A 6,026-nucleotide genomic window follows, 5' to 3' on the forward strand; every position below is an offset into this window, starting at 1 on the left:
GGCCGGTGCGGTCGTGTGCTCGTCCTTCTTGCCCGTGTCGCCGGGGTGGCGGGTGAACCAGTCGTCCTGCTCGGGGTCGTACACCACGAAGATGTTGATGACCGTCGTCGACGGCGCGACGACCACCACGTTCGAGGCGTTGTAGGCCGGCCACGAGTCGCCGGTCTGCCGGGGGGTGGTGCTCTGGGCGACCGGCGGGGTCAGCGGGTTGCCGCAGGCACAGCGCACGCGGGGTACGCCGCGGTCGTCGACCAGGACGGCGGTGCCGGTCTGCAGGACCGCCTGGTAGCTGGTCGCGGCGCCGTCGCGGAAGCCGTGGTTGGTGACGCGGGTGTCCACGCGCAGCTGTACGGGAGTGAGCGAGCGCAGGTGGTCGGGGACCCCGGACGGGTCGACGCCCGCCACGGAGGCGAACGCCTTGTTCTTGTCCGGGGCCGCCTGGAGCGCCTTGATCTGCTTCTCCACATCGCAGGCGGCGACATTGCGGGTACCGCCGTACAGGCCGGGCGCACCGCCGTCGACGCCACGCACCGCGTTCGAGGGGGCCGACTGGGTGGGGGACGCCGAGATCGGTGGGGCCGAGCTGTCGGCCGCCGTCGAGTCCGTGAAGGGGTCCGGGCCCTTCTTGGCGGCGGACTGGAGGAAGACCTCGCTGCCCTTGGCCTTGCCCGGACCGCCGTCGGGGCTGGTCAGGACGACGGCGAGGATCACGGCGCCCACCACCACCGTCGTCAGTACGGCGATACGCGGCGCCGACCGCCACCAGGGCCGGCCGGGCTCGGGCGGCCCTTGCCCTGGAGGCTCCGGCGGCTCCGGCGGCTCCGGCGGCTCGGGTGTCCCGCCGGATCCGCCCGGCGGCTGCGAAGGCGGTCCCGTGGGCGGCTGCGTAGGGCCAGACAGCGGTCCGGAGGGCGGTCCTGTGGGCTCTGTGGGGCGGCCCGATGACGGAGGTTCGACGCTCACGAGGCTTCTTCCCGGTGCGGTACTGACGCGGTACTGCAGGTGCTTGCGGTCCAGCCCCCGCGCGGCCGCAACACCTTCATTGTGTGCTCCGGGCGGGCGCCGCCCGCAAGCCGAAACCGGCGCCGGAGCACGAGCCGGCGCCGGAGCACGAGCCGGCGCCGGAGCGCTCGGCGGGCGGGGCGTGCCGGTCCTGCTTAGCGTGGCAGTGTGATCCCTCGTACCGACCCTCGTACCGAATCCGACCAGGTTGGCGCCCGGCACGGCTGGCCCCAGGCCTTGGTGACCGTGCTCGCCGCGCTGTTCGCGATGGCCGTGACGGCCACGCTCGGACTGTGGGCGGCCGGTGCGACCGGGCTGCCGGACGGGGCGTTCCCCCGGGTCGTCGCGGCGACCGTCGTCACCGCCGTCGGCGGCACCGTCGAACTGTCGGGCAACGCCGGTTCGCTCGCGGACACTTCGGCCGGACTCGACGTGATCCCGCTCTCGGTCACCCTCGTCGGCGCCCTCGTCCTCGGCGCCGGATTCCTGCGGCCGCTGCGGCACCGCGCCGTGGCCAGTACGCGCGAACTCGCGGGCTGGGCCGGTGGGTTGCTCGCGCTGTGGCTGCTCGTCCTGATCGGCGTCTCGCTGGTCGCCCGGCAGACCTTCTCGCTCTCCCTCGGGGACAGTCAACTCGGCGATATCGGCGAGGAGTTGGGGGCATCGCCGAAGATCGGCTTCGAGACCGACATGCCGCTGACCCTCCTGTTCGGAGTGCTGTGGGCGGCCGGTGTGCTGGTGCTCGCGCTGCTCGTCTCGCGCGGCGCGCCGCTGCCGCCGAAGCTGCTGCGCTTCCAGGAGTCGGTGCGCCCGGCCGCGTACGCCATGGTCGGTCTGCTGCTCGCGTACGTGGCCCTCGGCGTCGTCATCGGCGTCGTCGTCGCCGTGACGCGCGGGCATGCGGCGGAGACGTTCGCGGTGGTGCTGCTCGGGCTGCCGAACCTGGTCTGGCTCGCGTTCACGCTCGGCCTCGGGGTGACCTGGAACGGCCAGGTGGAAGGGCCTTTCGGGCTGCCGATGCCGCATGTGCTCGACGAGGTGCTGCGCGGCCCGGACGTGTCCTCGCTCAACGTGCGCACGCTCGCCGATCAGGACGGCCGGGTGTGGTGGCTCGTGGTGCTCGCGGCCGTGCTGCTGCTCGTCGCCGCGTTCGTGCTCGCGGCCCGCTCGCCGCGCCAGACGCGGGCCTGGCAGCACGCCATGCACATGGCGGTGGCCCTCGCCCTGACGGTGCTCATGATCTGCCTGTTGGGTCGGATCACCGCCCACTTCGGGCTCTCCGTACTCGGCATCGGCGACCTCGGCGGCGATCTGGGCGGTGAGCTGTCGCTGCTGCCCGAGCTGTGGTCGGCGCTCGGCCTCGCCCTGCTGTGGGGCCTGGTCACCGGCTTCCTCGGGGCGCTGCTTGCCCGTCCGGTACGGCGACGGGGTGACATGCCCTAGGTGCTGCTTGGGCGTAGGCACCGCTCAGGCGCGTAGGCACCGCTGACCGCTCAGTCCCGCTCGCCGAGGACCGGGGCCGCCCACCCGGGTGGCGTCGGCGCCCGCAGGTCGACCTCGGTCGGCGGGTGCCCCGACTCCGGGCCGCCGTGCAGGGCCGCGCGCAGGGCGGCGACGAAGTCGAGGCAGGAGTCGTACCGGTCGTCGGGGCTCTTGGCGAGGGCCTTGGTGAACACCGCGTCGGCGTGCGCGGCGAGGTCCGGACGGGCCTCGGTCAGCGGCGTGGGCTCGTCGTACTGGTGGGCCCAGAGCAGCGCCATGTCGTCGTCCCGGCGGAACGGCGGGCGGGCGGCCAGGCACTCGTAGACGACGCAGGCGAACCCGTACACATCGCACCGTCCGTCGACCGGCTTGCCGGAGATCTGTTCCGGCGATACGTAGTCGAGGGTGCCGACGAACTGGCCGACGGTCGTGAAGCCGGTCAGGGAGAGCGACTTCTTCGTCAGGCCGAAGTCGGTGAGGTACGCGTGCTCGGGGTGGTCGCTGTCGGTGCCGCGGGAGACGAGGATGTTGCCGGGTTTCACGTCCCGGTGGACCAGGCCGTGCTCGTGCGCCGCGTCGAGCGCGGAGGCGATCTGCGCGGCGATGCGCAGCACCGTCTCGGTCGCCAACTGGCCCTGGCCGTCCAGGAGATGGCGCAGGTCGCTGCCGGACACGTACCGCATCGCGATGTACAGGACGCCGTCGGTCTCGCCCGCCTCGAAGACCGGGACGATGTGCGGGTGGTCGATCGCGGCGGCCGCCCGGGACTCGTAGGTGAAGCGGCGCCGGAAGGTGTCGTTGCGGGCGAGTTCCGGGGCGAGCAGCTTGAGCGCGACGGTGCGTTCCAGGCGCAGGTCGAGGGCGCGGTAGACCACCGCCATGCCGCCGCGGCCGATCTCGCCCTCGATGCGGTACCCCGCGAGCTCCTGGCCGATCAGTTCGGAGGGCCGGCCGGCGGAGCCGCTCGGGTCAGGGGCCATCGGGGCTCACGACCTGCGTGGGTTCGTGGCCGGGGGCCACGGCGGCACGGGGCTCGTCGTCCGTGGCGTACGTGCCGGCCCGGGTGCCGTCGGAGTGGACCCACCGGGAGCGCTCGACGTCGTACAGCCACACCTGCTCACCGTCGACGACGACACCGACGCGCAGCCCGCGCGTACGGCCGCGGAAGGTCTCGCCGTCCAGGGTGCCGGACGCGTGTTCCTCGACCGCGGCGCGGTAGTGCGCGAGGGCCCGCTCGGCGTGCACGAGCAGCGGGCCCGGGTCGTCCTCGCGGGCGAACGGGCCGCCGGGCAGGGGCGGGTCCAGGGGCACCGCGACCAGGTGGCGGGCGTCGACCCAGGCCGACCAGCCGTTGGCGCAGCGGATCTGCCCCCAGTCGCCGCGCCGCTCGACGAGCTGGACCGGCAGGAGCGGGTCGAGGGGGGCCGTGGGCCGGGCCGGGTCGGGGTCCTCCCAGGCGGGCATGCCGTGCTGCGGGACGACGTGTGTGGGCCGGAAGTCGGGGGTCGTCATCGGGGCGCCTGCTTCCCGCTACTTCCGCATCACGGCGGGTTCGGTCCGGCGCAGGAGCCGGGAGACCGTGAATCCGAAGACCGCCGAGAGGACGAGCAGCATGCCGATGTTCAGGAGCCACACACCCGCCGTGTGCTGGAACAGCGGGTCGGAGGTCAGTTCGCCGGGGACGATACGGGCCAGGCCGACGGTGCCGGCCATGGCGCCGAGCGCCCACCGGGAGGGAATGAGCCAGGAGAGCTGTTCCAGGCCGGGCACGCCGTCGAGTTTCAGCAGGGCGCCGCAGAACACCACTTGGACGATGGCGAGCAGCACGAGCAGCGGCATCGTCACCTCCTCCTTGCGTACCAGGGCCGATACGAGGAGGCCGAGCATCATCGCGGTGAACGAGAGCAGCGCCACGGCGACCGTGATCTCGATGAGCGGAGGCATCAACACGCCTTTGCCGCCCGGCGCGTTGAGGTCGACGCCGAAGAGTCCGACCTGGGTGAGCACGACCGCCTGGAGCACGGTGATCGTCCCGAGTACGACGACCTTCGACATCAGGTACGCCGATCTGGACAGGCCGACGGCCCGTTCGCGCCGGTAGATGACGCGTTCCTTGACGAGTTCGCGCACGGCGTTGGCCGCGCCGGTGAGGACGCCGCCGACGCAGAGGATGAGCAGCGCGTTCATCGCCGTCTCCTGCGTCAGCTTGCCGCCGGCCAGGGCGCGGGCCATGGCGCCCATCACGAACGGCAGCGCGATCATGATGGCGAGGAAGGTGCGGTCGGCGCTGAGCGCGGCGGTGTACCGGCGGATCAGGGTGCCCAGTTGGGCGGCGCGGCTGCGCGGCCGTGGCGGTGGGGCGACGTCGCGCCGGTCCGCGCCGTCGAGGCGGGGCTGCCTTGTCGCGTCCGCGATGTACCTGCGGTGCAGGGGCGAGCCGCCGAACTCCGCGGCCCAGTCGCGTGCGGTGTCCCGCTCGAACGCCTCGAAGGCCTCCGGCCACTGCTCGTAGCCGAAGAAGCCGAGGGCGTCTTCGGGCGGTCCGTAGAAGGCGATCCGGCCGCCGGGCGCGAGCACCAGGAGCCGGTCGCAGACGTCGAGGCTGAGGACGCTGTGGGTGACGACGATGACGGTGCGGCCGTCGTCGGCGAGGCCGCGCAGCATGTGCATCACGGAGCGGTCCATGCCGGGGTCGAGGCCCGATGTGGGCTCGTCGAGAAAGAGCAGCGACGGCTTGGTCAGCAGTTCGAGGGCCACGCTGACGCGCTTGCGCTGACCGCCGGAGAGGCTGTGCACGGTCTGGCCCGCGCGCTGTTCCAGGCCGAGTTCGCGGATCACCTCGTCGACCCGGGCGCGGCGCTCGGCCTTGGCGGTGTCCTGCGGGAAGCGGAGTTCGGCGGCGTACGACAGGGCGCTGCGGACGGTCAGCTGGGCGTGCAGGATGTCGTCCTGCGGTACGAGGCCGATGCGCTGGCGCAGCTCGGCGTAGTCGCGGTAGAGGTCGCGCCCGTCGTACACGACGGTGCCGTGGTCGGCGGGGCGCTGTCCGGTCAGGGCGTTGAGCAGCGTGGACTTGCCGGCGCCGCTCGGGCCGACCACGGCGAGCAGGCACTTCTCGCCGACCGGGAACGACACGTCGTCGAGCAGGGTCTTACGGCCGCGGTCCACGGCGACCGTGAGGTCCTGCACGTCGAGGGAGACCTCGCCGGTGTCGACGAACTCCTGCAGTTGGTCGCCGACCAGGCAGAACGCGGAGTGGCCGATGCCGACGATGTCGCCCTGGCCGAGCGGGGCGCGGGTCACGGGCAGGCCGTTGAGGAAGGTGCCGTTGTGGCTGCCGAGGTCGGCGATCTCGTACGTGCCGTCCGGCAGGGCGCACAGCTCGGCGTGCCTGCGGGAGACGACGAGGTCGTCGACGACCAGGTCGTTCTCCGGGGCGCGGCCGATCCGGACGGTGCGGGTGGGCAGCGGCCGTACGGTCGTGGGCCGGCGGAACGTGCCGGTGAGCGCGGGCATGGAGACCGCGGAGGGGCGCTCGGGGG

The 6,026-nt window shown here is 72.9% G+C and carries 5 protein-coding genes; 1 reads left to right on the forward strand and 4 read right to left on the reverse strand.

Annotated features, from left to right (window positions below; all coding sequences use genetic code 11):
* Positions 1-963: DUF6777 domain-containing protein (locus GUY60_RS32730; RefSeq protein WP_161704507.1), on the reverse strand; the 963-nt coding region annotated here is incomplete at its 3' end.
* A 207-nt stretch (positions 964-1,170) separates the two neighbouring features.
* Between GUY60_RS32730 and GUY60_RS32735 the strand changes: the two genes are divergently transcribed.
* Complete coding sequence (locus GUY60_RS32735; protein ID WP_161704509.1) at positions 1,171-2,445, forward strand: streptophobe family protein; 1,275 nt, start codon at positions 1,171-1,173, stop codon at positions 2,443-2,445.
* Between the two features lie 50 nt (positions 2,446-2,495).
* On the opposite strand, the gene GUY60_RS32740 is transcribed toward GUY60_RS32735, so the two are convergent.
* The 3 genes from GUY60_RS32740 to GUY60_RS32750 form a co-directional block, all read right to left on the reverse strand.
* Positions 2,496-3,464, reverse strand: coding sequence for a serine/threonine-protein kinase (locus tag GUY60_RS32740; RefSeq protein WP_161704511.1), 969 nt, complete (start codon positions 3,462-3,464; stop codon positions 2,496-2,498).
* Positions 3,454-3,996, reverse strand: a complete 543-nt coding sequence (locus GUY60_RS32745) for an SH3 domain-containing protein (RefSeq protein WP_161704513.1) — start codon at positions 3,994-3,996, stop codon at positions 3,454-3,456. Before GUY60_RS32745 ends, GUY60_RS32740 begins: the two co-directional genes overlap by 11 nt.
* An 18-nt stretch (positions 3,997-4,014) precedes the next feature.
* Positions 4,015-6,026 (reverse strand): ABC transporter ATP-binding protein/permease (locus GUY60_RS32750; RefSeq protein WP_161704515.1); only part of this gene is annotated, 2,012 nt, incomplete at its 5' end.

This window comes from Streptomyces boluensis (genome assembly GCF_009908195.1).
Taxonomy (GTDB): domain Bacteria; phylum Actinomycetota; class Actinomycetes; order Streptomycetales; family Streptomycetaceae; genus Streptomyces; species Streptomyces boluensis.

Coding starts and splice junctions, on each gene's coding strand:
- GUY60_RS32740 (WP_161704511.1), bottom strand. CDS start 3,464: ATGGCCCCTGACCCGAGCGGCTCCGCCGGCCGGCCCTCCGAACTGATC.
- GUY60_RS32745 (WP_161704513.1), bottom strand. CDS start 3,996: ATGACGACCCCCGACTTCCGGCCCACACACGTCGTCCCGCAGCACGGC.